The 20,712-nt window shown below is 47.1% G+C and carries 36 protein-coding genes; all 36 read left to right on the top strand.

Annotation, left to right across the window (positions count from 1 at the left end):
• Positions 1 to 10: 10 nt before the first annotated feature.
• The 36 genes from fusA (at position 11) to rpsI (ending at position 20,454) form a co-directional block, all read left to right on the top strand.
• Complete coding sequence (fusA, locus tag ACYVUT_RS01975; protein ID WP_484499265.1) at positions 11 to 2,095, top strand: elongation factor G; 2,085 nt, start codon at positions 11 to 13, stop codon at positions 2,093 to 2,095.
• A gap of 389 nt (positions 2,096 to 2,484) precedes the next feature.
• Complete coding sequence (rpsJ, locus tag ACYVUT_RS01980) at positions 2,485 to 2,793, top strand: 30S ribosomal protein S10 (protein ID WP_008460094.1); 309 nt, start codon at positions 2,485 to 2,487, stop codon at positions 2,791 to 2,793.
• Between the two features lie 25 nt (positions 2,794 to 2,818).
• Positions 2,819 to 3,448, top strand: coding sequence for a 50S ribosomal protein L3 (gene rplC / locus ACYVUT_RS01985; protein WP_002878214.1), 630 nt, complete (start codon positions 2,819 to 2,821; stop codon positions 3,446 to 3,448).
• Between the two features lie 14 nt (positions 3,449 to 3,462).
• A complete protein-coding gene (gene rplD / locus ACYVUT_RS01990; RefSeq protein WP_002878213.1) occupies positions 3,463 to 4,080 on the top strand; it encodes a 50S ribosomal protein L4 in 618 nt (205 codons plus the stop codon).
• Positions 4,080 to 4,376 carry a 50S ribosomal protein L23 gene (gene rplW, locus ACYVUT_RS01995; protein ID WP_002878211.1) on the top strand — a complete coding sequence of 99 codons (297 nt, stop codon included), beginning with the start codon at positions 4,080 to 4,082 and terminating at the stop codon, positions 4,374 to 4,376. Before rplD ends, rplW begins: the two co-directional genes overlap by 1 nt.
• A 25-nt stretch (positions 4,377 to 4,401) precedes the next feature.
• Complete coding sequence (gene rplB, locus ACYVUT_RS02000) at positions 4,402 to 5,238, top strand: 50S ribosomal protein L2 (protein WP_484499264.1); 837 nt, start codon at positions 4,402 to 4,404, stop codon at positions 5,236 to 5,238.
• Between the two features lie 17 nt (positions 5,239 to 5,255).
• Positions 5,256 to 5,531 carry a 30S ribosomal protein S19 gene (rpsS, locus tag ACYVUT_RS02005; RefSeq protein WP_003620834.1) on the top strand — a complete coding sequence of 92 codons (276 nt, stop codon included), beginning with the start codon at positions 5,256 to 5,258 and terminating at the stop codon, positions 5,529 to 5,531.
• Between the two features lie 21 nt (positions 5,532 to 5,552).
• Positions 5,553 to 5,906 (top strand): 50S ribosomal protein L22, encoded by a 354-nt coding sequence (gene rplV, locus ACYVUT_RS02010; RefSeq protein ID WP_201330233.1) that lies wholly within the window; start codon positions 5,553 to 5,555, stop codon positions 5,904 to 5,906.
• 13 nt (positions 5,907 to 5,919) lie between these two features.
• On the top strand, positions 5,920 to 6,591 hold the full coding sequence (gene rpsC, locus ACYVUT_RS02015) for a 30S ribosomal protein S3 (protein WP_260264692.1): 672 nt from the start codon (positions 5,920 to 5,922) through the stop codon (positions 6,589 to 6,591).
• Positions 6,591 to 7,034, top strand: coding sequence for a 50S ribosomal protein L16 (gene rplP, locus ACYVUT_RS02020; protein WP_002878205.1), 444 nt, complete (start codon positions 6,591 to 6,593; stop codon positions 7,032 to 7,034). Before rpsC ends, rplP begins: the two co-directional genes overlap by 1 nt.
• A complete protein-coding gene (rpmC, locus tag ACYVUT_RS02025; RefSeq protein WP_002878201.1) occupies positions 7,024 to 7,221 on the top strand; it encodes a 50S ribosomal protein L29 in 198 nt (65 codons plus the stop codon). The genes rplP and rpmC overlap by 11 nt, the downstream gene beginning before the upstream one ends.
• A gap of 18 nt (positions 7,222 to 7,239) precedes the next feature.
• Positions 7,240 to 7,506 (top strand): 30S ribosomal protein S17, encoded by a 267-nt coding sequence (gene rpsQ, locus ACYVUT_RS02030; protein WP_002878196.1) that lies wholly within the window; start codon positions 7,240 to 7,242, stop codon positions 7,504 to 7,506.
• Positions 7,507 to 7,536: 30 nt separating this feature from the next.
• A complete protein-coding gene (gene rplN, locus ACYVUT_RS02035) occupies positions 7,537 to 7,905 on the top strand; it encodes a 50S ribosomal protein L14 (protein WP_002878195.1) in 369 nt (122 codons plus the stop codon).
• Positions 7,906 to 7,921: 16 nt separating this feature from the next.
• Complete coding sequence (gene rplX, locus ACYVUT_RS02040) at positions 7,922 to 8,161, top strand: 50S ribosomal protein L24 (RefSeq protein WP_050889557.1); 240 nt, start codon at positions 7,922 to 7,924, stop codon at positions 8,159 to 8,161.
• 19 nt (positions 8,162 to 8,180) lie between these two features.
• Entirely contained in the window at positions 8,181 to 8,723 is a 543-nt protein-coding gene (gene rplE, locus ACYVUT_RS02045; RefSeq protein WP_003620844.1) for a 50S ribosomal protein L5, read from the top strand.
• 14 nt (positions 8,724 to 8,737) lie between these two features.
• Positions 8,738 to 8,923 (top strand): type Z 30S ribosomal protein S14, encoded by a 186-nt coding sequence (locus tag ACYVUT_RS02050; protein WP_002878192.1) that lies wholly within the window; start codon positions 8,738 to 8,740, stop codon positions 8,921 to 8,923.
• A gap of 22 nt (positions 8,924 to 8,945) precedes the next feature.
• Positions 8,946 to 9,344, top strand: a complete 399-nt coding sequence (gene rpsH / locus ACYVUT_RS02055; protein ID WP_270447282.1) for a 30S ribosomal protein S8 — start codon at positions 8,946 to 8,948, stop codon at positions 9,342 to 9,344.
• Between the two features lie 24 nt (positions 9,345 to 9,368).
• Complete coding sequence (gene rplF, locus ACYVUT_RS02060; protein ID WP_484499263.1) at positions 9,369 to 9,899, top strand: 50S ribosomal protein L6; 531 nt, start codon at positions 9,369 to 9,371, stop codon at positions 9,897 to 9,899.
• Positions 9,900 to 9,924: 25 nt separating this feature from the next.
• Positions 9,925 to 10,284 carry a 50S ribosomal protein L18 gene (gene rplR, locus ACYVUT_RS02065; RefSeq protein WP_270447284.1) on the top strand — a complete coding sequence of 120 codons (360 nt, stop codon included), beginning with the start codon at positions 9,925 to 9,927 and terminating at the stop codon, positions 10,282 to 10,284.
• A gap of 16 nt (positions 10,285 to 10,300) precedes the next feature.
• Positions 10,301 to 10,813, top strand: a complete 513-nt coding sequence (gene rpsE, locus ACYVUT_RS02070) for a 30S ribosomal protein S5 (protein WP_270447286.1) — start codon at positions 10,301 to 10,303, stop codon at positions 10,811 to 10,813.
• An 11-nt stretch (positions 10,814 to 10,824) separates the two neighbouring features.
• Positions 10,825 to 11,010, top strand: a complete 186-nt coding sequence (gene rpmD / locus ACYVUT_RS02075) for a 50S ribosomal protein L30 (protein WP_002878183.1) — start codon at positions 10,825 to 10,827, stop codon at positions 11,008 to 11,010.
• 20 nt (positions 11,011 to 11,030) lie between these two features.
• Positions 11,031 to 11,471, top strand: a complete 441-nt coding sequence (gene rplO / locus ACYVUT_RS02080) for a 50S ribosomal protein L15 (protein WP_296227863.1) — start codon at positions 11,031 to 11,033, stop codon at positions 11,469 to 11,471.
• Positions 11,471 to 12,766 (top strand): preprotein translocase subunit SecY, encoded by a 1,296-nt coding sequence (gene secY / locus ACYVUT_RS02085; protein ID WP_003620853.1) that lies wholly within the window; start codon positions 11,471 to 11,473, stop codon positions 12,764 to 12,766. The genes rplO and secY overlap by 1 nt, the downstream gene beginning before the upstream one ends.
• Positions 12,767 to 12,777: 11 nt before the next feature.
• Positions 12,778 to 13,431, top strand: a complete 654-nt coding sequence (locus ACYVUT_RS02090) for an adenylate kinase (protein ID WP_002878179.1) — start codon at positions 12,778 to 12,780, stop codon at positions 13,429 to 13,431.
• A gap of 75 nt (positions 13,432 to 13,506) precedes the next feature.
• Positions 13,507 to 13,728, top strand: a complete 222-nt coding sequence (infA, locus tag ACYVUT_RS02095) for a translation initiation factor IF-1 (protein WP_002878178.1) — start codon at positions 13,507 to 13,509, stop codon at positions 13,726 to 13,728.
• 14 nt (positions 13,729 to 13,742) lie between these two features.
• Positions 13,743 to 13,859, top strand: a complete 117-nt coding sequence (gene rpmJ, locus ACYVUT_RS02100) for a 50S ribosomal protein L36 (protein WP_002878160.1) — start codon at positions 13,743 to 13,745, stop codon at positions 13,857 to 13,859.
• A 25-nt stretch (positions 13,860 to 13,884) separates the two neighbouring features.
• Positions 13,885 to 14,235, top strand: a complete 351-nt coding sequence (gene rpsM, locus ACYVUT_RS02105) for a 30S ribosomal protein S13 (protein WP_003613363.1) — start codon at positions 13,885 to 13,887, stop codon at positions 14,233 to 14,235.
• A 29-nt stretch (positions 14,236 to 14,264) separates the two neighbouring features.
• Complete coding sequence (rpsK, locus tag ACYVUT_RS02110) at positions 14,265 to 14,654, top strand: 30S ribosomal protein S11 (RefSeq protein ID WP_201330222.1); 390 nt, start codon at positions 14,265 to 14,267, stop codon at positions 14,652 to 14,654.
• A 43-nt stretch (positions 14,655 to 14,697) separates the two neighbouring features.
• A complete protein-coding gene (locus tag ACYVUT_RS02115; protein ID WP_270447288.1) occupies positions 14,698 to 15,636 on the top strand; it encodes a DNA-directed RNA polymerase subunit alpha in 939 nt (312 codons plus the stop codon).
• Between the two features lie 23 nt (positions 15,637 to 15,659).
• Positions 15,660 to 16,043 carry a 50S ribosomal protein L17 gene (rplQ, locus tag ACYVUT_RS02120; RefSeq protein ID WP_002878136.1) on the top strand — a complete coding sequence of 128 codons (384 nt, stop codon included), beginning with the start codon at positions 15,660 to 15,662 and terminating at the stop codon, positions 16,041 to 16,043.
• Between the two features lie 188 nt (positions 16,044 to 16,231).
• On the top strand, positions 16,232 to 17,080 hold the full coding sequence (locus ACYVUT_RS02125) for an energy-coupling factor ABC transporter ATP-binding protein (RefSeq protein WP_484499803.1): 849 nt from the start codon (positions 16,232 to 16,234) through the stop codon (positions 17,078 to 17,080).
• A complete protein-coding gene (locus ACYVUT_RS02130; protein WP_484499805.1) occupies positions 17,056 to 17,919 on the top strand; it encodes an energy-coupling factor transporter ATPase in 864 nt (287 codons plus the stop codon). The genes ACYVUT_RS02125 and ACYVUT_RS02130 overlap by 25 nt, the downstream gene beginning before the upstream one ends.
• The gene (locus tag ACYVUT_RS02135) at positions 17,912 to 18,709 is read left to right on the top strand and encodes an energy-coupling factor transporter transmembrane component T family protein (protein ID WP_484499806.1); all 798 of its coding nucleotides are present in this window, start codon (positions 17,912 to 17,914) and stop codon (positions 18,707 to 18,709) included. Before ACYVUT_RS02130 ends, ACYVUT_RS02135 begins: the two co-directional genes overlap by 8 nt.
• The gene (gene truA / locus ACYVUT_RS02140; RefSeq protein ID WP_439776242.1) at positions 18,709 to 19,497 is read left to right on the top strand and encodes a tRNA pseudouridine(38-40) synthase TruA; all 789 of its coding nucleotides are present in this window, start codon (positions 18,709 to 18,711) and stop codon (positions 19,495 to 19,497) included. Before ACYVUT_RS02135 ends, truA begins: the two co-directional genes overlap by 1 nt.
• A gap of 105 nt (positions 19,498 to 19,602) precedes the next feature.
• The gene (gene rplM / locus ACYVUT_RS02145; protein WP_003613334.1) at positions 19,603 to 20,046 is read left to right on the top strand and encodes a 50S ribosomal protein L13; all 444 of its coding nucleotides are present in this window, start codon (positions 19,603 to 19,605) and stop codon (positions 20,044 to 20,046) included.
• 12 nt (positions 20,047 to 20,058) lie between these two features.
• Entirely contained in the window at positions 20,059 to 20,454 is a 396-nt protein-coding gene (rpsI, locus tag ACYVUT_RS02150) for a 30S ribosomal protein S9 (RefSeq protein WP_154546862.1), read from the top strand.
• Positions 20,455 to 20,712 lie beyond the last annotated feature (258 nt).

Here is a 20,712-nt window from a genome sequence, read left to right on the forward strand (position 1 = left end):
ATAGAAAATTATGGCTAACAAACGTGAATTCTCATTAGAGAAGACTCGCAACATCGGTATCATGGCCCACATCGACGCCGGTAAGACTACTACTACTGAACGTATCCTTTACTACACTGGTAAGATCCACAAGATTGGTGAAACTCACGAAGGTGACTCCCAAATGGACTGGATGGAAGAAGAAAAGGAACGTGGGATCACGATCACTTCCGCAGCCACTACTGCGCAATGGAAGGACCACCGGATCAACATCATCGACACCCCAGGACACGTCGACTTCACTATCGAAGTTGAACGTTCCCTGCGTGTCCTTGACGGCGCCGTAACTGTTCTGGACGCTCAATCAGGTGTTGAACCACAAACTGAAAACGTTTGGCGTCAAGCTGAAAACTACGGTGTTCCGCGGATCGTCTTCGTTAACAAGATGGACAAGATCGGTGCCAACTTCGACTTCTCAGTTAAGAGTCTGCACGAACGTTTGAACGCTAACGCTATCGCCGTTCAAATGCCTATCGGTGCTGAAGACCAATTCGAAGGCGTTATCGACTTGTTCGACATGGTTGCCGACGTCTACGACGAAGACAAGCTGGGCGCAAACTGGGAAACTATTCCAGTTCCAGACGAATACAAGGAAGAAGCCGAAAGCCGTCGTGAAGAAATGATCGAAGAGATCGCTGAAGTTGACGACGACATCATGGAAAAGTTCCTTGGCGGTGAAGAAATTACCAACGAAGAACTTAAGGCTGCTTTGCGTCGGGCAACTTTGGATTTGAAGGCCTTCCCAGTATTTGCTGGTTCAGCCTTCAAGAACAAGGGTGTGCAAATGATGCTTGACGGTGTTGTTGACTACCTGCCATCACCACTTGACGTTAAGCCTTACATCGCCCACGACAAGGACGGCAACGAAGTTGAACTGCTGGCTGACGACAACAAGCCATTCGCAGCTTTGGCCTTCAAGATCGCTACTGACCCATTTGTTGGTCGTTTGACTTTCATCCGTGTCTACACTGGTTCATTGGAATCAGGTTCTTACGTATTGAACGCTTCAAAGAACCAACGTGAACGTGTTGGTCGTTTGCTGCAAATGCACGCCAACTCACGTACTGAAATCCCAGAAGTCTTCTCAGGTGACATCGCTGGTGCCATCGGTTTGAAGAACACCACTACTGGTGACTCTTTGACTGACCCAGCTCACCCATTGATTCTGGAAAGCCTGGACATCCCAGCTCCAGTTATCCAAGTTTCAGTTGAACCTAAGTCAAAGGCTGACCGGGACAAGATGGACGTCGCTTTGCAAAAGCTGACTGAAGAAGACCCAACTTTCCGGGCTGAAACCAACCCAGAAACTGGTGAAACTTTGATCTCCGGGATGGGTGAACTTCACCTGGACATCATGGTTGAACGTATGAAGCGTGAATTCAACGTTGAAGCAACCATCGGTGAACCACAAGTTGCCTACCGTGAAACCTTCACTGTACCGACTCAAGCTCAAGGTAAGTTTGTTCGTCAGTCCGGTGGTAAGGGTCAATACGGTGACGTTTGGATCGAATTTACTCCAAACGAAGGCAAGGGTTACGAATTCGAAGACGCCATTGTCGGTGGTGTAGTTCCTCGTGAATACATCCCATCAGTTGACGCTGGTCTGCAAGAAGCCATGAAGAACGGTGTTCTGGCTGGCTACCCATTGATCGACGTTAAGGCTAAGCTGTACGACGGTTCATACCACGAAGTCGACTCAAGTGAAGCTGCCTTCAAGGTTGCCGCATCATTGGCTTTGAAGAACGCTGCTGCAAAGGCCGGCGCTGTTATCCTTGAACCAATCATGAAGGTTCAAGTCATCGCTCCAGAAGAATACCTTGGTGACGTTATGGGCTCAATCACTGCTCGTCGTGGCCAAATGGAAGGTATGGAAGACCGGGCAGGTGCCAAGGTTATCAACGCGATGGTTCCATTGTCAGAAATGTTTGGTTACGCAACTACTCTGCGTTCATCCACTCAAGGCCGTGGTACCTTCACGATGGTTATGGACCACTACTCACCATGTCCTAAGTCAATCCAAGCTGAAATCATCAAGAAGCGCGGCGGCAACGCTTAATGCTTCCTAGCATGATCTAAGCCTTGATTTAGACCAAAACAGAAATCCTAGCAAAGATATTTTATGTCCTTGCTAGGATTTTTTGTATTTTTTAAGAAAAAATTCTCTTCTGGAAATATTTTAAAAAGGAAAGAAAAAATTCTCCGCAAAACGAAAGCAATTCCAGAAAACTTTTTCTAAAAAAATCGGGCTAAACCCTTGCTATTTAAGGCTTAAGGCCTTATACTAGATAAAGTGCTTTTGAGAGGGAAGATGCCCTCTGAGTACAAATTGTAGTTAGCTTCGACGCGGAAGGTTGCGGCACACCAGGCTGCATTGCCACAGTGGTTGTGCAGGGAATTTTCGCCGAGCTAGTCATCTTTTAAAGAAGACGTATAGGAGGTAATTAGATGGCAAATGAAAAGATTCGTATTAGATTAAAGTCTTACGAACACAGCATTCTCGATGAATCAGCTGCTAAGATTGTGGACACTGCGAAGAGAACTGGCGCTGAAATCTCAGGTCCAGTTCCGCTTCCAACTGAAAGAACTTTGTTCACTGTTCTGCGTTCACCACACAAGAACAAGGACTCACGTGAACAATTCGAAATGCGGACCCACAAGCGCCTGATCGACATCTTGAACCCAACCCCTAAGACGGTTGACTCATTGATGAAGCTCGATCTGCCAAGCGGCGTAGACATCGAAATCAAGCTTTAATTTTTAGATAGAAAGAGGTGTAATCATGACCAAAGGAATCTTAGGAAGAAAAGTTGGCATGACTCAAATCTTCACTAAAGATGGTGTTCTTGTACCAGTAACTGTTATTGAAGCAACTCCAAACGTTGTTATGCAAGTTAAGACTGTAGAAAACGACGGTTACGAAGCTGTACAATTGGGCTACCAAGACAAGCGTGAAGTTTTGAGCAACAAGCCAGAAAAAGGTCATGCTGATAAGGCAAAGACTTCACCTAAGCGCTTCATTCGTGAACTCCGCGGAGTAGAGCTTAGTGACTACGAAGTCGGCTCAGAAGTTACTGTGGAGACGTTCAAGGAAGGTGACGTTGTCAACGTTACTGGTACTTCAAGAGGTCATGGCTACCAAGGTAACATCAAGCGCCACCACCAATCACGTGGTCCTGAAACTCACGGTTCCCGTTACCACAGAATTCCAGGTTCAATGGGTTCAATCATCAACCGCGTGCCAAAGGGCAAGAAGTTGCCAGGTCACATGGGTGTGAAGACTGTTACTATTGAAAACTTAGTAGTAGAAAAAGTTGTTGCAGACAAGAACGTCTTGATGATCAAGGGTAACGTGCCAGGTGCCAAGAACTCATTGATCGTTGTTAAGTCATCTGCAAAGGCTAGCAAGTAGGAAGGAGGACTCAAATGGCTAATTTCAAACTTATGGATCAAAACGGCAACAACGCTGGTGAAGTAACTTTAAACGACAACGTATTTAGCGTTGAACCAAACGAAGCTGTTGTCTTTGATGCAATCATCAGACAAAGAGCTGGCAAGCGTCAGGGTACCTCTAAGGTGAAGAACAGATCTGCCGTTCGCGGTGGTGGTAAGAAGCCTTGGAGACAAAAGGGTACTGGTCGTGCTCGTCAAGGTTCAATCCGTGCTCCACAATGGCGCGGCGGTGGTGTTGTCTTTGGGCCTACTCCACGTTCCTACGCTTACAGCATGCCAAGAAAGCAACGCCGTCTGGCTATCAAGTCTGTCTTGTCACAAAAGCTCCTTGACCAAAACTTGGTAGTTCTGGACAAGCTGACTCTGGACGCTCCTAAGACTAAGGACTTCGTTGCAATCTTGAACGGCTTGAAGCTTGAAGGCAAGGTTCTGGTTGTTTCAGACGACAAGAACGTACAACTTTCAGCTAAGAACCTGCCAAAGGTTAAGGTTGTTCCAGTTAACGGCTTGAACGTTGAAGACGCTGTTAACTACGACAAGCTCGTTTTGACTCAAGACGACGTTAAGAAGATTGAGGAGGTATTGGCTTAATGGACGCACGCGACATTATCTTAAGACCTGTTATCACTGAAAAGTCAGCCGACTTGATGGACAGCAAGAAGTACACTTTCGACGTGGCCTTAACTGCTACCAAGCTTCAAGTTCGCGACGCTATTGAAGAAATCTTCGATGTTAAGGTTAAGAGCGTGAACATCATGAACGTTCGCGGCAAGGAAAAGCGCGTTGGCCGCTACACTGGCAAGACTGCCCGTCGCAGAAAGGCTATCGTTGCTTTAACTGAAGATTCAAACGACATCAAGATTTTCAAAGACGAAAACAACGAATAAATCAAGTAATTAGGAGGTCAGTCAATTGGCTATTAAAGTTTACAAGCCAACATCAAACGGTCGTCGTAATATGACTTCTTCTGACTTTGCAGAAATCACTAAGTCAAAGCCTGAAAAGACTTTGCTTGCTTCTAAGTCAAAGACTGCAGGTCGTAACTCATACGGTCACATTACTGTAAGACACCGTGGCGGCGGTCACAAGCAACAATACCGTATCATCGATTTCAAGCGTACTAAGGACAACGTTAAGGCTAAGGTTGTCGCAATCGAATACGATCCAAACCGTTCAGCAAACATCGCCTTGCTGCACTACACTGATGGTACTAAGGCTTACATCTTGGCTCCTAAGGGCTTGACTGTAGGTTCATGGGTAGAATCAGGCGCAGATGCCGACATCAAGGTTGGTAACGCATTGCCACTGAAGAACATCCCAACTGGTACTGAAGTTCACAACATCGAACTGAAGCCAGGCAAGGGTGGCCAAATCGCACGTAGTGCTGGTACTTCAGCTCAAGTTTTGGGTGTTGACGGCAAGTACACTCAAGTTCGTCTGCAATCTGGCGAAGTTCGTGAAATCCTTTCAGAATGCCGTGCTACTGTTGGTGCTGTCGGCAACGAACAACACTCCCTGATCAACATCGGTAAGGCTGGTCGTTCACGCTGGATGGGCAAGCGTCCACAATCCCGTGGTTCCGTAATGAACCCTAACGATCACCCACATGGTGGTGGTGAAGGTAAGGCACCTGTCGGCCGTCCACAGCCAATGACTCCATGGGGCAAGAAGTCACGTGGTGTTAAGACTAGAGACAGCAAGAAGGCTAGTGAAAAGTTAATCATCCGTCACCGTAAGGGTCGTAAGTAAGAGAAGGGGGTAATTAAATGAGCCGTAGTATTAAAAAGGGTCCTTTTGCAGACGCCCACCTTTTGAAGAAGGTTGACGAACAACAAGCTGCAGAAAAGAAGCAAGTTATCAAGACTTGGTCACGTCGTTCAACTATTTTCCCTTCTTTCGTAGGGTTGACTATCGCTGTTTACGACGGTAGAAAGCACGTTCCAGTTTTCGTAACTGAAGACATGGTTGGTCACAAGCTGGGCGAATTCGTACCTACTAGAACCTTCCGCGGCCACAAGGCTGACGACAAGGCATCCAAGTAATAAGGAAGGAGAAACAATTAAATGGCAGAACAAATTAGTTCAGCTAGAGCTGAAGCAAGAACTGTTCGTATCGCCCCAAGAAAAGCTCGTCTCGTTGTAGACTTGATCCGGGGTAAGAGCGTTGCTGAAGCATTGGCGATTTTACAGTTTACGCCAAAAGCTGCTTCCCCAATCGTTGAAAAGGTTTTGCGTTCAGCAGTTGCCAACGCAGAACACAACTACGATCTTGAAAGTGCAAACCTTTACGTATCAGAAGCATACGTAAACGAAGGTGCTACTTTGAAGAGATTCCGTCCACGTGCCAAGGGTTCAGCTTCTCCAATCATGAAGAGAACCAGCCACGTAGTTGTTGTTGTTTCAGAATTGAACGATTAAGGGAGGTATTTGAATGGGTTCAAAGATTAACCCAATTGGTTTCCGTCTTGGTGTTAACCGCGACTGGGAAGCTAAATGGTACGCTGCTAGAGGCTACAAGGAAACTTTAAACGAAGACCTTCGGATCAGAAAGTTCCTCGATGAAAAGTTGAAGGATGCCTCCGTATCCACTGTTGAAATCGAACGTGCTGCTAACCGTGTAAACATCGCTATCCACACTGCTCGTCCAGGTATGGTTATCGGTAAGGGCGGCGCTGAAGTTGAAGCCTTGAACAAGGAAATCAACGCTTTGACTAACAAGCAAGTTCACATTAACATTGTTGAAATCAAGAAGCCTGATCTTGACGCCAAGCTTGTTGCTGACGGCATCGCTCGTCAACTTGAAGCTCGTATCGCTTTCCGTCGTGCCAGCCGTCAAGCTGCACAACGTTCAATGCGTGCCGGCGCCAAGGGAATCAAGGTACAAACTGCAGGCCGTTTGAACGGTGCTGACATGGCTCGCCGTGAATGGCACACTGAAGGCAGTGTTCCACTTCATACTTTAAGAGCTGACATCGACTACGCATGGGTAAACGCATTTACTACCTACGGCGAAATCGGTGTTAAGGTTTGGATCAACCGTGGCGAAATTTTGCCAGGTCGCAAGAATCAACCTGCAAAGCGTTCAAAGGGAGGTAAGAAGTAATGCCTTTAGTACCAAAGCGTGTAAAACACCGTCGTGAATTCCGTGGTAAGATGCGTGGTGCTGCCAAGGGTGGCAAGACTGTAGCATTTGGTGAATACGGTCTTGAAGCACTTGAATCCCACTGGATTACCAACCGTCAAATCGAAGCTGCCCGTGTTGCGATGACTCGTTACATGAAGCGTGGTGGTAAGGTTTGGATCAGAATCTTCCCTCAAAAGTCCTACACTGCTAAGGGTGTTGGTGTACGTATGGGTTCCGGTAAGGGTGCACCAGCAGGTTGGGTAGCTGTAGTTAAGAGAGAAAAGATCATGTTCGAAATTGGTGGCGTTTCAGAAGAAACTGCTCGTGAAGCAATGCGCCTCGCAGCAAGCAAGCTTCCAATTAAGTGCAAGTTCGTGAAGAGAGAAGACCAGGAAGCAGGTGGCGCAACTAATGAAGACTAAGGAAATCAGATCATTATCAACTGATGAATTGTTGGCAAAGGAAAAGCAATACAAGGAAGAATTGTTCAACTTGCGTTTCCAACAAGCTACCGGTCAATTAGAAAACACCGCTCGCTTGAGCCAAGTCCGTAAGAACATCGCTCGGATCAAGACTATCTTGAGCGAAAAAGAATTAGAACAAAACTAGTGGAAGGGAGATACTAACTTGAGCGAATCAATCGAAAGAAACCGCCGCCACGTTTACCAAGGCCGTGTCGTTTCCGACAAGATGGACAAGACTATCGTTGTTGTAGTTGATACTTACAAGAACCACCCAGTTTACAGCAAGCGTACTCGTTACTCAAAGAAGTACTACGCTATGGATGAAAATAACGAAGCCAAGGTAGGCGACATCGTTCGTATCATGGAAACCCGTCCATTATCACGTACTAAGCGTTTCCGTTTAGTTGACATTGTTAAGAAATCTGTTTAATTTACGGATTAGCTAAGGGAGGATTTAATAGTGATTCAAACTGAAACTCGTTTGAAGGTAGCTGACAACTCCGGTGCACGTGAATTGCTTGTTATCCGCGTTATGGGCGGGTCAAAGCGCAAGACCGGTAACATCGGTGACATCGTTGTCGCAGCTGTTAAACAAGCAACGCCAGGTGGTGTTGTAAAGAAGGGTGACGTCGTTAAGGCTGTTATCGTAAGAACCAAGTCAGGCGCTCGTCGTGAAGACGGTTCATACATCAAGTTTGACGAAAACGCAGCTGTTATTATCAACGCTGACAAGAGCCCTCGTGGTACTCGTATTTTCGGGCCAGTTGCACGTGAACTCCGTGAAGGGGACTTCATGAAGATCGTTTCACTTGCCCCTGAAGTATTGTAAAAGGAGAGTTGCGCGAATGTTCGTTAAAACTGGTGACAAGGTAAAAGTTATTGCCGGCTCAGAAAAAGGCAAGGAAGGCACTGTCCTTTCTGTAAACGTTAAGAAGAACCGCGTTGTTGTTAAGGGCGTTAACATGATCAAGAAGGCTACCAAGGCTTCAGCTGCTAATGCCAACGGCGGTGTGGTTGAAACTGAAGGCTCAATCCACGCTTCTAACGTTAAGGTTATTGCTAAAGCTGAAAGCAACAAAGATTAATTAGGGAAGGAGGACACTAATGGCTAATAGTTTTGCAACTAAGTACAACGAAGAAATCGTTCCTGCATTGACTAAGAAGTTTAACTACACTTCAAGCATGCAAGTACCAAAGATCGACAAGATCGTTTTGAACATGGGTGTTGGTGACGCCGTTGCCAACGCTAAGAACCTGGACGAAGCTGTTGAAGAATTGACTCTGATCTCTGGCCAAAAGCCAATGATTACCAAGGCCAAGAAGTCAATCGCCAACTTCCGTTTGCGTGAAGGTATGTCTATCGGTGCTAAGGTTACCCTTAGAGGTGACAGAATGTACGACTTCCTGAGCAAGCTGATCAACGTATCTCTTCCACGTGTTCGTGACTTCCGTGGTGTTTCAACTCGTTCATTTGACGGCCGGGGCAACTACACTCTGGGTGTTAAGGAACAATTGATCTTCCCAGAAATCGACTTCGATAAGGTTAACCGCACTAGAGGTTTGGATATCGTTATCGTAACTACTGCTCAAACTGATGAAGAAGCTCGTGAACTTTTGACTCAATTTGGCATGCCATTTGCTAAGTAATTTGGAGGACATACATGGCTAAGACATCACAAAAGGTAAGAAATCACCGTCCTGCAAAGTTTTCTTCACGTGAATACACTCGCTGCGAACGTTGTGGGCGTCCACACTCTGTTTACCGCAAGTTTGGTTTGTGCCGCATTTGCCTGAAGGAATTGGGACACAAAGGTCAAATTCCTGGTCTTAAGAAGGCCAGCTGGTAAATCGGTAAGGAGGATAGCATAGATGGTATTGACTGACCCAATCGCAGACTTTTTGACTAGAATCAGAAACGCCAACATGGCTAAGCACGATTCAGTAGAAATTCCTGCATCAAACATTAAGAAGTCACTTGCAGAAATCTTGAAGCAAGAAGGTTTCATCCGTGACTACGAAGTAACTGAAGACGGTAAGCAAGGCGTAATCAAGGTTACCTTGAAGTACGGTCCAAACGGTGAACGTGTTATCTCCGGTTTGAAGCGTATCTCCAAGCCAGGCTTGAGAAACTACGTTTCAGCTGACAACCTGCCAAAGGTTTTGAATGGCTTAGGTATCGCTATTGTTTCAACTTCAGCTGGTATCCTTACCGACAAGGAAGCTAGAGAAAAGAACGTCGGCGGCGAAGTTATCGCTTACGTTTGGTAATTCTGACAGGAAGGAGAACAATTAATGAGCCGTATTGGTTTAAAGGTAATTAAAGTCCCTGAAAGTGTCACTGTTACCAAGAATGGTAATGAAATTACTGTTAAGGGCCCAAAGGGTGAATTGACTAGAGAATTCGACCCACGCATCAAGTTCGAACAAGAAAACGGTGAAATCCGCTTCACTCGTTCAAACGAAAATGACAAGGCTATCCACGGCACTATGAGAGCCAACCTGGCTAACATGATCGAAGGTGTCGTAACTGGCTACAAGAAGGAATTGAAGCTGATCGGTGTTGGTTACCGTGCAGTTGCCAAGAACAACGTCTTGACTCTGAACGTTGGCTACTCACACCCAGTTGAAATGAAGGCCCCAGAAGGCGTTACTGTGACCACCTCATCAGCAACTGACGTTACTGTTGAAGGTATCTCAAAGCAAGTAGTCGGCCAATTTGCTGCGGAAATTCGCGCCGTACGTTCACCTGAACCTTACAAGGGCAAGGGTATCCGTTACGCTGACGAAGTTGTTCGCCGCAAGGAAGGTAAGACTGGTAAGTAATAGAAAATAATTTTGAGGTGAAATTGTGATTTCAAAACCAGATAAAAACAAGTTGCGCTTAAAGCGCCACAGACGTGTTCGCGGTAAGATTTCTGGTACTGCTGAGCGCCCACGCTTGAGTGTTTTCCGTTCAAACACTAACATCTACGCTCAATTGATTGATGACGTAGCGGGTGTCACGCTTGCAAGTGCCTCAAGTTTAGACAAGTCCGTTTCAAAGGATGCTACCAAGGTAGAACAAGCTCAAGCAGTTGGCAAGGCCATTGCTGAAGCTGGTAAGGCCAAGGGCATCACTGAAGTTGTCTTCGACAGAGGTGGTTACATCTACCACGGTCGTGTAGAAGCTTTGGCTGACGCAGCTCGTGAAAACGGCTTAGAATTCTAGGAAAGGAGATTAACACATGGCAAACCGCAACGATTCAAGAAATCGTAGAAACAAGGACGACATCGAAGATCAACTGGTCGCTATCAACCGGATTACCAAGGTTGTTAAGGGTGGTCGCCGTCAAAGATTTGCTGCCTTAGTTGTCGTTGGTGACAAGAAGGGTCACGTTGGCTTTGGTACTGGTAAGGCAACTGAAGTTCCAGAAGCTATCCGCAAAGCAGTCGAAGCCGGCAAGAAGAACATGATCTCAGTTCCAACTGTTGGTACTACTATTCCTCACGAAGTACTTGGCCACTACGGCTCAGGTAACGTTCTGCTTAAGCCAGCTGAAGCCGGTTCTGGTATTGCAGCTGGTGGTGCCGTACGTATCGTTATGGACATGGCTGGTATCGGCGACGTTACTTCCAAGTCTTTGGGTTCAAACACTCCAATCAACGTTATCCGGGCCACTATCGATGGTCTGCAAAAGTTGAAGACTCGCGAAGACGTTCTGAAGCTTCGTGAATCAGCTAAGAGCTTGCAAGATTAGGGAGATTATAGATGACAGATTTAAAGATTACTTTAATTAGAAGTGTTGCCCACCGTCTGCCTGAACAAAGAAAAGTTGTTAAAGCTCTCGGCTTAGGCAAGATCAACAGTACTGTTGTCCAACCAGACAACGCTGCAACTCGTGGCGCGCTGATGAAAATCGCTCACTTAATTTCTGTTGAAGAAGTTAACAAATAAATCAAGGAGGGTCCAATTTAATGAAACTTAATGAATTACACCCATCCGAAGGTTCACGCCACGCTAGAAAGCGTGTCGGCCGTGGTACTTCAAGTGGCTTCGGTAAGACTTCAGGTCGTGGTCAAAAGGGTCAACACGCACGTTCCGGCGGTAACACCCGCTTAGGTTTTGAAGGTGGTCAAATGCCATTGTTCAGAACTATGCCTAAGCGTGGTTTCAAGAACATCAACCGTAAGGAATACGCAATCGTTAACCTTGCAGATTTGAACAAGTTCGAAGAAGGCAGCGTAGTTGACTTCGAAGCTTTGAAGGCTAAGGGCTTGGTTAAGAAGCAATTGTCAGGTGTCAAGGTACTTGGCAACGGCGAATTGAACGTTAAGTTGACTGTAAAGGTTAACAAGGTTTCAGAAGCTGCTAAGAGCGCGATCGAAGCAGCTGGTGGCACTGTAGAGGTGATCTAATGTTTTCAACCTTGAAGAACGCCTTCAAGGATAAGGAAATTAGAAATAAGCTTTTCTATACTTTGTTTATCCTTGTAATTTACCGACTCGGTGCAAATATTACAGTTCCGGGGATAAATGCGAAGGCTCTGACGACTGTTGCTAATACGGGACTTGTTTCCGTGTTAGATACGGTTTCCGGTGGTGGCTTGGACAACTACTCCATCTTTTCTTTGGGGGTATCGCCATACATCACCGCGCAAATCGTTATCCAACTGTTGCAGATGGACATCGTACCAACGCTTGTCGAATGGGGCAAGCAAGGGGAAGTTGGCCGGCGCAAAACCAATCAGGTTACCCGGTATTTAACGCTGTTTGTTGCTTTTGTCCAGAGTGTGGGGATTACATTAGGTTTTAACGCCTTGTCTTCCTTCGGTCTGGTTAAGACTCAAACTTGGCAAACCTACTTCGAAATCGGTATGATCATGACAGCCGGTACCTTCCTGTTAACTTGGCTGGGTGATGAAATTACCGACAAGGGTTTAGGCAATGGGGTTTCAGTAATTATCTTTGCTGGGATCATTGCCCGCCTGCCAGGCGGACTTTACCAAGTCTTCCAAGATCAGGTGATCAACAACAGTGCAAGTGATCGCTGGCAAGGGGTTGCGTTCTTCGTTGCGCTTATTGTCGCAATTTTATTGGTAACGAAATTCGTTACCTGGGTTGAACAAGCTGATCGTCGTATTCCTATCCAATATACGAGAAGAGCGACGACCAGTGGATCAGAAAGTTTTCTACCATTAAAGGTTAACGTCTCCGGCGTTATTCCAGTTATCTTCGCCAGTTCGTTCATCGTTACGCCAGCCACGATTTTGATGGCTTTCCAAGGCAAGTACGGCGACACGACTTGGTATCAGGTCTTATCGAATATCTTTAGCTTGCAGACGACTCCTGGGGCAATTATCTACACCCTTTTGATCATTCTATTTACTTTCTTCTATGCCTTCGTTCAGGTAAATCCTGAGAAGCTGGCGGAAAACTTACAAAAGCAGGGTGCATATATTCCTAGCGTGTGGCCAGGTAAGGACACTGAGAAATATATGAGTTCAATGTTGCTGAAGCTTTCAACGGTCGGGTCCGTATATCTGGGTTTGGTTGCTTTGCTTCCACAGCTTGCAACCAACATCTGGGACCTGCCAAGTTCAATTGGCTTGGGTGGGACCAGTTTATTGATCGTTATCGGGGTTGTTCTGGAATTGTCACGGCAAATCAACGGTTTGTTGATGAAGCGTGAATATGCCGGATTTATTAGATAGGTGAAAAAAACATGATTAATTTGATTCTTCTTGGTCTGCCAGGCGCAGGCAAGGGTACTGCATCTGAACAAATCGTTGACAAGTATCACTTGGCTCACATTTCAACCGGTGATATGTTTAGAGAAGCTATGGCTAACAAGACTCCAGTAGGCTTGGAAGCCAAGTCTTACATCGACAAGGGCGATTTGGTTCCAGACGAAGTAACTGCTAAGTTGGTTGAAGAACGTCTCGGTCAAGACGACGTTAAGAATGGCTTCATTCTTGACGGTTTCCCGAGAACGACCAACCAGGCAGAATTGCTCGACGAAATCACTACCCGCTTGAACAAGCAGCTGACCAACGTCATCGCAATCGATGTCAAGGAAGAGACTTTAATCGATCGTTTATCTGCACGGTTCATGTGCAAGAATTGCGGCGCAACTTACAACAAGTTCTCAAAGAAGCCTAAGGTCGAAGGGACTTGCGACCGCTGCGGCGGCCACGAGTTCTATCAACGTGAAGACGACAAGCCTGAAGTTGTCAAGAACCGGCTGGAAGTTAACGAAAAGATGAACGCTCCATTGAAGGAGTACTATGACAAGAAGGGCTTGCTCGCTACTGTAAACGGCGAACAAGCACCTGAAAAAGTTTTTGCAGATATTGACGCTATCTTGAGCAAGGATTAGCCGAAAGAATTTGCAAATTTTTTCGAACGTGTTATAATTTCGAAGTATGACTGTTTTGATTGCGGAGGGGCAACTTTGGCAAAAGATGATGTCATTGAAGTAGAAGGTAAGGTAGTTGATACCTTACCTAATGCTATGTTTAAAGTCGAATTGGAAAACGGTGCCACTATTTTGGCCCACGTTTCCGGCAAGATCAGAATGCACTACATTCGGATCCTGCCTGGCGACCGGGTTACTGTGGAGCTGTCTCCATACGACTTGACTAAAGGTAGAATTACGTATCGGTTTATTAAATAAAAACGGAGGCAAACATGAAGGTTAGACCATCTGTTAAGCCAATGTGCGAACATTGCAAGGTCATTAAGAGACATGGTCGTGTTATGGTTATTTGCCCTGCAAATCCAAAGCACAAGCAACGTCAAGGTTAATTTTAGAAAGTAGGAGGTGCATTCTATGGCACGTATCGCTGGTGTTGACTTACCAAGAGATAAAAGAGTTGTTATCGCTTTGACTTACATTTACGGTATCGGTGAACACACTGCACAAGAAATCTGTGCAGCAGCCGGTGTATCTGAAGACGTTCGTTCAAAGGACTTGACCCCAGAACAACAAGAAAAGCTTCGTGCAGAAGTCGACAAGTACCGTGTTGAAGGTGACTTGCGTCGTGAAGTAAGCATGAACATTAAGCGTCTTGTTGATATCGGTTCATACCGTGGTATCCGTCACCGTCGCGGTCTTCCAGTTCGTGGTCAAAACACCAAGAACAACGCACGTACTCGCAAGGGTGCTAAGAGAAGCCGTTAATCCAAAAAATAATATAAGGAGGTTTATTGATGCCTGCAAAGAAAACTGCTCGTAAGCGTCGTGTGAAGAAGCACGTTGAAAGTGGCGTGGCTCACATTCACTCAACGTTTAACAACACTTTAGTTATGATTACTGACGTTCAAGGTAACGCCGTTGCCTGGTCTTCAGCTGGTGCTTTGGGTTTCAAGGGTAGCCGTAAGTCTACTCCATTTGCTGCGCAAATGGCTGCTGAAGCTGCTGCTAAGAGCGCAATTGACCAAGGTATGAACCACATCGAAGTATCAGTTAAGGGCCCAGGTTCTGGTCGTGAATCAGCAATCCGTGCTCTGCAAGCTGCTGGTCTGGAAATCACTTCAATCCGTGACGTTACTCCAGTACCTCACAACGGTTCTAGACCACCAAAGCGTCGTCGTGTTTAATAAAATCTTACTTTGAGACGTGCGTTTTGAAAGGGGCCCAGTAATGATTGAATTTAAAAAACCAAATATTACCGTCGTGGATCAAGAAGACAGTTACGGTAAGTTTGTCGTTGAACCGCTGGAGCGTGGGTTTGGTACTACCTTAGGTAATTCACTGCGTCGGGTTTTGCTGACTTCTGTTCCAGGGACCGGTTTGGTGAAGGTGAAGATCGATGGTGTCTTGCACGAATTCACTACTGTTCCCGGTGTTAAAGAAGACGTAACCAAGATCATCTTGAACCTGAAGAAGCTTGAACTCAGAGCCTACACTGAAGAAGTAAAGACGATCGAACTCGACGTTGAAGGTCCAGCTACGGTAACTGCTGAAGATTTAAAGGCTGATGCTGATGTTGAAGTCTTGAATCCTGACCAATACATTTGTACCATCGCTCAAGGTGGCCACCTGCACATGTGGATTGATGTCTGCAACGGCCGGGGCTACGTACCAGCCAGCGAAAACAAGACTGCTGAAATGTCTATCGGCGACATTCCAGTTGACTCACTTTTCTCACCAATCGAAAAGGTCAACTACCAAGTTGAATCAACCCGGGTTGGTAAGAGAGAAGACTTTGACAAGCTTACCCTGGAAATTTGGACAAATGGTTCAATCGCTCCGAATGACGCCCTCAACTTTGCCGCTCGTGTTCTGGTAGAACACTTCAAGGCCTTCGAATCAGCTGACGCTGCTGCCGAAATCGGCGAAGTTATGGTAGAACAGGAGAACGACCAAAAGGAAAAGAAGCTCGAAATGACTATCGAGGACCTGGACCTTTCAGTTCGTTCATACAACTGCTTGAAGCGGGCTGGCATCAACACCCTGCAAGACTTGACTGTTAAGTCAGAAGCAGAAATGATGCGGGTACGCAACCTGGGACGTAAATCATTGGAAGAAGTTAAGAATAAATTGGCAGACCTGGGTCTTTCACTTCGTCAAGAAGACTAGTCTGTAATAAAGGAGGCACATTAATGTCATACCGTAAATTAGGTTGGGACAGTAGTCAAAGAAAAGCTATGCTCCGTGAAATGACTACCCAATTGATCATTAACGAACGCATCGTCACTACTGAAGCTCGCGCTAAGGAAGTACGTCGCACTGCTGAAAAGATGATCACTTTGGGCAAGCGCGGTGACTTGGCTGCAAGAAGAAAGGCTGCTGCTTTTGTACGTAACGAAATCGCTGATATCCACGAAGAAGGCGACGAAGTAGTTGTTAAGTCAGCACTTCAAAAGCTCTTCAGCGACGTAGCTCCTCGTTACAAGGACCGTAACGGTGGTTACACCCGGATCATGAAGCTGGCAGTTCCTCGTAAGGGTGACGCAGCTCCTATGGTAGTTTTGGAATTGGTTTAATTCTCAAGCTGCAAATTTAATACTTTTTGAAATTATTCATGAAAGCGAGAATAAGCGCGATGATGATGGGGAAACCTTAGTCTAGCTTAGATGGTTCGATATCATCCCTCTTCATGGATGATTTTTTTTTCGCTTTTTTTCCGTCACTTGATACAATAGAAGGAAATGAGCAAATAGGTGGTGACGCGATGAGCGACAATATTATTTCTTTCGACCATGTGACTTTTACTTACCCGGACAGCCCGCGGCCAGCGGTGTCTGACCTTTCTTTCGCGATTGAGCGGGGAAGCTGGACGGCTTTGATCGGCCATAACGGCAGCGGCAAGTCGACGGTTTCTAAATTGATCAATGGCCTGTTGGCACCAGATGATTTGGATAAGTCCACCATTATGGTTGACGGGGTCAAACTGGGGGCTGACACTGTTTGGGACGTTCGAGAAAAGGTCGGTATCGTCTTCCAGAATCCTGACAATCAGTTTGTCGGAGCCACGGTCAGTGACGATGTCGCTTTTGGCTTGGAAAACCGGGCTGTCCCCCGGCCAGAAATGCTGAAAATCGTCGCTCAGGCGGTCGCTGACGTCGGTATGGCTGATTATGCTGACAGCGAGCCCAGCAACCTCTCAGGGGGGCAGAAACAGCGCGTAGCGATCGCCGGCATCCTGGCGGTCAAACCCCAGGTCATCATCCTGGATGAATCGACCTCCATGCTGGACCCGGAAGGCAAGGAGCAGATCTTGAACCTGGTCCGGAAGATCAAAGAAGACAATGACTTGACGGTTATTTCCATCACCCACGACCTGGAAGAAGCAGCAGGGGCTGACCAGGTTTTGGTCTTAGACGATGGCCAGCTGCTGGACCAGGGCAAGCCGGAGGAAATTTTTTCCAAGGTGGAGATGCTGGAGCGGATCGGCCTGGACATTCCCTTTGTCTACCGGCTCAAGCAGCTGTTGAAGGAACGGGACATTGAGCTCCCGGATGAAATTGATGATGAGGAAAAGTTGGTTCAGAGCTTATGGCAATTAAATTCGAAAATGTAAGTTACGTCTACAGCCCCGGCTCACCGCTGGAAGCTATCGGCCTGGACCAGCTGAATTTCAGCCTGGAAGAGGGGAAGTTCATCGCTTTGGTCGGCCACACGGGCAGCGGCAAGTCGACCTTGATGCAGCACTTTAACGCGCTGCTCAAGCCCACCAGCGGCAAGATCGAAATCGCGGGCTATACTATTACCCCCGAGACTGGCAATAAGGGCTTGAAGGACCTGCGCCGCAAGGTGAGCCTGGCCTTTCAGTTCCCTGAGGCTCAACTCTTCGAAAACACGGTTCTAAAGGACGTTGAGTATGGGCCAAGGAACTTTGGCTTCAGTGAAGATGAGGCCCGTGAGGCGGCCTTAAAATGGCTTAAAAAGGTGGGTCTGAAAGACGACTTGATTGATCATTCGCCATTTGACTTATCTGGCGGGCAGATGCGGCGGGTGGCCCTGGCTGGGGTTTTGGCCTACGAGCCGGATATCATCTGTTTAGATGAGCCGGCAGCTGGGCTGGATCCAATGGGGCGGCTGGAAATGATGCAGCTGTTTAAGGATTACCAGGCAGCGGGTCATACGGTTATTTTGGTAACCCACAACATGGATGACGTGGCTGATTACGCCGACGACGTCCTGGTTTTAGAACATGGGCGCCTAATCAAGCATGCCAGCCCTAAGGAAGTTTTTAAAGACAGTGAATGGCTCCAAAAGCACCACCTGGCTGAACCTCGCAGCGCCCGTTTTGCCGCAAAACTTGAGGCAGCCGGCTTAAAGCTGCCGGGCCAGCCTTTGACCATGCCGGAACTAGCGGATGCGATCAGCCAAAGCTTGAAGGGGGGAGAGCATGAGTAAGATTATTATCGGCCGCTACCTGCCGGGTACGACCTTTGTCTACCGGGTAGACCCGCGGGCCAAGTTGCTGACGACTTTTTACTTTATCATCATGATCTTCCTGGCCAACAACTGGGTCAGCTATCTGGTGATCAGCATCTTTGGCCTGGCCTGCGTTTTCGCGACGGGACTGAAGGCCAGAGTCTTTTGGGACGGGGTCAAGCCAATGATCTGGCTGATTGTTTTTACCTCCCTTCTGCAGACCTTCTTCATGGCCGGTGGAAAAGTCTACTGGCACTGGTGGATATTTACCCTGTCCAGCGAAGGCTTGATCAATGGCTTGTACGTCTTCATCCGTTTTGCCATGATCATTTTGGTGTCAACAGTGATGACGGTGACGACCAAGCCCCTGGAAATCGCGGATGCCATGGAATGGATGCTGACGCCGCTCAAGCTCTTCAAGGTCAACGTGGGCATGATCAGTCTGGTGATTTCGATCGCCCTGCGCTTCGTGCCGACCTTGTTTGACCAGACGGTCAAGATCATGAATGCCCAGCGGTCCCGGGGCGCCGACTTTAACGACGGCGGCCTGGTCAAGCGGGCCAAGTCAGTGGTCCCGATGCTGGTGCCGCTTTTTATCGATTCTTTGGAAGTGGCCCTGGACTTGTCCACAGCCATGGAATCCCGGGGCTACAAGGGCAGTGATGGCCGGACCCGCTACCGGATTCTGGAATGGAGCAAGGTGGACCTAATTCCGGCTGTTTACTGCCTGCTGTTGACAATTTTGATGATCACGACAAGGATGCATTGATGACGAGCAGATACAAATTGACATTGTCCTATGACGGCCATGACTTTCATGGTTTCCAGTCCCAGCCGGGGCAAAGAACGATCCAAGGGACGGTAGAGGAGATCCTCAAGCGGATGACCAAGGGCCAGGAAGTCCGGGTCTTTGGGTCAGGCCGGACTGATGCCGGAGTCCACTCAGTCGGGCAGGTAATTCATTTTGACTATCCAGGCCGGGAAATTCCGGCGGCCAACATGATCAAGGCCCTAAATTCCCAGCTGCCGATGGATATGGTTTTTACCGACTGTGAAATTGTGGATAAAGATTTCCACTCCCGCTTTTCCGTCAAGGGGAAGTGGTACCGCTACCGGGTCAGCCTGGACAGCTTCGTGAACCCCTTCAAGCGTTTTTACACCGGCCATTATCCATATCCGGTGGATGTGGATAAGATGCAAGAAGCCGCCAAGGACCTCCTGGGCCGGCATGATTTTACCAGTTTCGCGGCCAGCGGCGGGCAAATTGAGGACAAAGTCCGGGACATGTACTATGTCAACGTGGCCCTGGATGAAGAAAACAACGAAGTGATCATGGACTTTATCGCGACCGGCTTTTTGTACAACATGGTCCGGATCCTGGTGGCCACCTTGCTGGAGATCGGCAATGGTCGCCGGCCGGTTCACGACTTAAAGCGGGTGATCGCGGCCAAGAACCGGCTGGAGGTCCAGCAGACCGCCCAGGCCAGTGGCTTGTACCTCTATCATGTCTTTTACGAGGAAGTACCAAGAAAATATCGGCTCGACCTTGATTTATAATTGACATTTTGGTATTTAGGACATATGATATAAGAGTATGTTTGTCCACGATAGGCCCCGGAAACTTATTGTATTCAAACTACGAATTAAACGGAGGAATTTACATTGCGTACTACACCATTAGCAAAGACTAGTGAAATTGAACGTAAGTGGTACTTGATTGACGCTACTGATGTTTCATTGGGTCGTCTTTCAACTGCTGTTGCTACTATCCTTAGAGGTAAGAACAAGCCTCAATTTACCCCAAACGTTGACACTGGTGACAATGTCATCATCGTTAACGCTTCTAAGTTGAAGCTGACTGGTAAGAAGGCAACTGACAAGATCTACTACCACCACTCAGAATACCGTGGCGGCTTGAAGTCTGTATCAGCTGGCGAATTGCTTGCCAAGAACCCTGTTAAATTGGTTGAATTGTCAGTTAAGGGTATGCTTCCAAAGAACACTCTTGGCCACCAAGAATTCTTGAAGATGCACGTTTATGCTGGTGAAGAACACAAGCACGAAGCGCAAAAGCCTGAAAAGTTAGACATTAACAATTTGATCTAGGAGGTAGTTTAGATGGCACAACAAGCTGCATATGCAGGTACTGGTCGTCGTAAGGACGCCGTAGCTCGCGTTCGTTTAGTACCAGGCGATGGTAAGATCACTGTTAACAACAAGGATGTTGCTGACTACATTCCATTGCCAATCTTGGTTAAGGACCTTAAGCAACCTTTGACTTTGACTGAAACTGAAGGCCAATACGACGTTATCGTTAACGTTAACGGTGGTGGTTTCTCAGGTCAAGCCGGTGCGATCCGTCATGGTATCGCCCGTGCCCTTCTTGAAGTAGACCCAGACTTCCGTGGTCCACTGAAGAAGGCTGGCTTCTTGACTCGTGACCCAAGAATGAAGGAAAGAAAGAAGCCAGGTCTGAAGAAGGCCCGCAAGGCTTCACAATTCTCAAAGCGTTAATCTTACGATTACGTTTTGCCTTCAAAAAGCGTTGTTCCGCAGGGAACGGCGCTTTTTTGTTTTTCTCCCATAAGCAGACCAATTTTTCTCCCCAACTTATCCACATAAGAAAATTAAGCAAAAGTCTAGACCAACTGAATAAAGTAAATCAGTCCCCGACAGAAAATTTCCAAAATGAAGAGTTTCCCGGAATAAAGTACAAGTCCTTGCATATGCTACAAAATGAAAATACAATGAATGCAAGCTTAAAAAGTGACC

It is taken from the genome of Lactobacillus sp. WILCCON 0059 (assembly GCF_057197985.1).

Excerpts from the sequence above, each read along its gene's own strand:
- rplV (WP_201330233.1), top strand. The coding sequence starts at position 5,553 with ATGGCAGAACAAATTAGTTCAGCTAGAGCTGAAGCAAGAACTGTTCGT.
- rpmC (WP_002878201.1), top strand. The coding sequence starts at position 7,024 with ATGAAGACTAAGGAAATCAGATCATTATCAACTGATGAATTGTTGGCA.
- ACYVUT_RS02090 (WP_002878179.1), top strand. The coding sequence starts at position 12,778 with ATGATTAATTTGATTCTTCTTGGTCTGCCAGGCGCAGGCAAGGGTACT.
- rpsK (WP_201330222.1), top strand. The coding sequence starts at position 14,265 with ATGCCTGCAAAGAAAACTGCTCGTAAGCGTCGTGTGAAGAAGCACGTT.
- rplD (WP_002878213.1), top strand. The coding sequence starts at position 3,463 with ATGGCTAATTTCAAACTTATGGATCAAAACGGCAACAACGCTGGTGAA.
- rplC (WP_002878214.1), top strand. The coding sequence starts at position 2,819 with ATGACCAAAGGAATCTTAGGAAGAAAAGTTGGCATGACTCAAATCTTC.
- ACYVUT_RS02050 (WP_002878192.1), top strand. The coding sequence starts at position 8,738 with ATGGCTAAGACATCACAAAAGGTAAGAAATCACCGTCCTGCAAAGTTT.
- rplO (WP_296227863.1), top strand. The coding sequence starts at position 11,031 with ATGAAACTTAATGAATTACACCCATCCGAAGGTTCACGCCACGCTAGA.
- rplE (WP_003620844.1), top strand. The coding sequence starts at position 8,181 with ATGGCTAATAGTTTTGCAACTAAGTACAACGAAGAAATCGTTCCTGCA.
- secY (WP_003620853.1), top strand. The coding sequence starts at position 11,471 with ATGTTTTCAACCTTGAAGAACGCCTTCAAGGATAAGGAAATTAGAAAT.
- rplW (WP_002878211.1), top strand. The coding sequence starts at position 4,080 with ATGGACGCACGCGACATTATCTTAAGACCTGTTATCACTGAAAAGTCA.
- rpmD (WP_002878183.1), top strand. The coding sequence starts at position 10,825 with ATGACAGATTTAAAGATTACTTTAATTAGAAGTGTTGCCCACCGTCTG.
- ACYVUT_RS02115 (WP_270447288.1), top strand. The coding sequence starts at position 14,698 with ATGATTGAATTTAAAAAACCAAATATTACCGTCGTGGATCAAGAAGAC.
- truA (WP_439776242.1), top strand. The coding sequence starts at position 18,709 with ATGACGAGCAGATACAAATTGACATTGTCCTATGACGGCCATGACTTT.
- ACYVUT_RS02135 (WP_484499806.1), top strand. The coding sequence starts at position 17,912 with ATGAGTAAGATTATTATCGGCCGCTACCTGCCGGGTACGACCTTTGTC.
- ACYVUT_RS02130 (WP_484499805.1), top strand. The coding sequence starts at position 17,056 with ATGGCAATTAAATTCGAAAATGTAAGTTACGTCTACAGCCCCGGCTCA.
- rpsI (WP_154546862.1), top strand. The coding sequence starts at position 20,059 with ATGGCACAACAAGCTGCATATGCAGGTACTGGTCGTCGTAAGGACGCC.
- fusA (WP_484499265.1), top strand. The coding sequence starts at position 11 with ATGGCTAACAAACGTGAATTCTCATTAGAGAAGACTCGCAACATCGGT.
- rplQ (WP_002878136.1), top strand. The coding sequence starts at position 15,660 with ATGTCATACCGTAAATTAGGTTGGGACAGTAGTCAAAGAAAAGCTATG.
- rplF (WP_484499263.1), top strand. The coding sequence starts at position 9,369 with ATGAGCCGTATTGGTTTAAAGGTAATTAAAGTCCCTGAAAGTGTCACT.
- rpsC (WP_260264692.1), top strand. The coding sequence starts at position 5,920 with ATGGGTTCAAAGATTAACCCAATTGGTTTCCGTCTTGGTGTTAACCGC.
- rplP (WP_002878205.1), top strand. The coding sequence starts at position 6,591 with ATGCCTTTAGTACCAAAGCGTGTAAAACACCGTCGTGAATTCCGTGGT.
- ACYVUT_RS02125 (WP_484499803.1), top strand. The coding sequence starts at position 16,232 with ATGAGCGACAATATTATTTCTTTCGACCATGTGACTTTTACTTACCCG.
- rpsM (WP_003613363.1), top strand. The coding sequence starts at position 13,885 with ATGGCACGTATCGCTGGTGTTGACTTACCAAGAGATAAAAGAGTTGTT.
- rplX (WP_050889557.1), top strand. The coding sequence starts at position 7,922 with ATGTTCGTTAAAACTGGTGACAAGGTAAAAGTTATTGCCGGCTCAGAA.
- rpmJ (WP_002878160.1), top strand. The coding sequence starts at position 13,743 with ATGAAGGTTAGACCATCTGTTAAGCCAATGTGCGAACATTGCAAGGTC.
- rpsJ (WP_008460094.1), top strand. The coding sequence starts at position 2,485 with ATGGCAAATGAAAAGATTCGTATTAGATTAAAGTCTTACGAACACAGC.
- rpsS (WP_003620834.1), top strand. The coding sequence starts at position 5,256 with ATGAGCCGTAGTATTAAAAAGGGTCCTTTTGCAGACGCCCACCTTTTG.
- rpsH (WP_270447282.1), top strand. The coding sequence starts at position 8,946 with ATGGTATTGACTGACCCAATCGCAGACTTTTTGACTAGAATCAGAAAC.
- rpsE (WP_270447286.1), top strand. The coding sequence starts at position 10,301 with ATGGCAAACCGCAACGATTCAAGAAATCGTAGAAACAAGGACGACATC.